The organism is Halorubrum sp. AJ67 (assembly GCF_000513435.1).
On sequence record NZ_CBVY010000005.1, the window covers coordinates 175,794 to 177,879 of the forward strand.

Annotated in this window: 1 protein-coding gene; it reads right to left on the bottom strand. The window is 70.0% G+C overall.

What is annotated here, in order from left to right:
* Positions 1-1,858: hypothetical protein (locus BN903_RS06995; RefSeq protein WP_048077049.1), on the bottom strand; the 1,858-nt coding region annotated here is incomplete at its 3' end.
* Positions 1,859-2,086: the final 228 nt, after the last annotated feature.

Genomic DNA, 2,086 nt, shown 5'->3' on the forward strand with positions numbered 1-2,086 from the left:
CGGCTCGTGCGCGCTCGACCAGCGATGTGACGGGGTCAGTCGCGGCGGTCTGCGGTCTCGTCTCGTCGCCTGCGGTCGCCGTGCCGGCTCTCGTCGCGTCCGTGCCCGGTCTCGCGCCTTCGAGCGCATCTCCCGTCCGTCGCCGGAGAAGAACGACGGCCCCCAGCGCGACGAGTGCTGCTCCGAATCCGGCGACGACGAGGGGGTCGATCTCCGGCCAATCCGTCTCGCTGCCGGTCGCCGGCACGGTGACTTGGCCCTCCGCGACGCTCTCGGCGAGGTTCGTTCCGGTCCCGTCGAAGCTCGCGGTGAGCGACACCTGATCGCCGCCGGTGACCGTCTCCGGCACCGCGACCGTGGTCCGGTACGTCCCGTCCGCGTTCGTCTCGACGGTTCCGATGTCGGTCCCGTCGACCGCGAGCGCGACGCTCCGGCCCGCGAGTCCGCGCTCGGGGTCGTCCCCGCCGTCGGTGGTCAGACGCCCGGACACGGTCAGGGTGTCCGCCTCTCCGTCGTCGGGGCCGTCACTTCCTTCCTCACTCCCACCGTCAGCCGCGTCGATCGACCCGTCGACCGAGAGCGCCGTCGCCGTCTCTCGGACAGAAAGCGTTGTCACGGCCGTGGATCGAGCGATCGCCGCGTTTCGCCGGTCGATCGCCACCCGGAACTCGTTTTCCCCCGTCGGGATGGTTGCCGAAACCGTCCCCTGGAGGTCGACGCGTCCGTTCGGACCGGTCTCACCGGTCGCGAGTCGCCGCCCGTCGAGACTGAGCGTCACCGGGATACTGCCGATTGCGCCCGGATCGACGCCGGCGACATCGACGGCCCCGGTCGCGCGAACGGTGTCGTCGAACCCGGCCGTCGCGCTCGCGTTCTCCAGTTCGATCGACGTTTCCGCCTGTTCGGTGATCGAGACGGCGACCGTGTCGGTCGCGGGCAGGTACGGGTTGCTCGGCTCGGGAGCGTACCCAACGGTGACCGCCGACGCGTTCAACGGTGCCAAGATCGGCCGATACGTCGCGGTGTACGTCCCGTTTGGCCCGGTCTCGGTCGTCACGGTGTCATTGCCGAGTCGCACGCGCACGGTGCCGTTTTCGATGGGCGTTCCGTTCGCCGTCGTCAGTCGGCCCGAGATCCTCGCCGGTTCGTCGGCCGCGATCCGGGTCCGGTTCGTCTCGGCGACGAGGCGCGTCTCGGTGAACTCTCGGGCTTGGATCGCCGCCACCGCCTCGCCGGTCATTTGACGAACCTCCTCGATCGCGGTCTGTGCTCCGTCGAGTTCGACGCCGGTCCCGTTTTCGAGGACGCCGTATCGGTCTTCGAGTCCGGCTGTCGTCTGATTGATCTCCTCGGCTTGCGCTACCAGCTCCCGCGCCAGTTCCCGAGCGCGCTCGTCGTCGTTCCCGGCCGCGCGCTGGTACTCCGCGGCGAGCTCCTCTGACTCCCGGAGCGATTCCGCCAGCGACGCCTGCTCCTCGCGGGTCAGGTTGAACTGCGTCGCGAGCTCTTCCTCGTCGATGTCGCTGGCGACGGTCGCGTACTTCGCGAGGTCCTCGTCGTACCCCTCGTCGAGGAGCGCTTGGGCCTGCTCGAACTCCCTGTCGCTGATCGCGACCGCACTCTCGTTCAACCGCGCGCCGAGCCGCGCCGAGAGGTAGTCCGCGACGCGTCCCGGATCGCCGTCTTCCCGGACCACCTCGGGGTCCTGGTGCGGGGCGAGCGTCCCGTTGTCGGCCGTCTCGTTGCCGGAGTCCGCCCCCGGACCGGGCGTGGGAGCGGCACCGACCCCCCCGACGACGGCGACGACGATGACGATCGCCGCGGCGAACACGGCGAGCCCCTGATAGCGTGCCGACACATTCGCATTCCGACCCCGACCGATATAAAGCGTACGAGACCCCGGATCGGACGACTCGCCGGCACGTCGAACCCGACGCGGCGATCGGCGGCGTCTCGTCGCCGTCCGGAAGCCAACTTTCAAGAGATCACGCCCTGAGTCACAGCCAATGGAGGTCACGAGCCGCTGGTGGGCGTCCGTCGGGGCCGGACTCGTGCTCGCCGCGCTCGGCGTCGTCGCCGAGCGGCC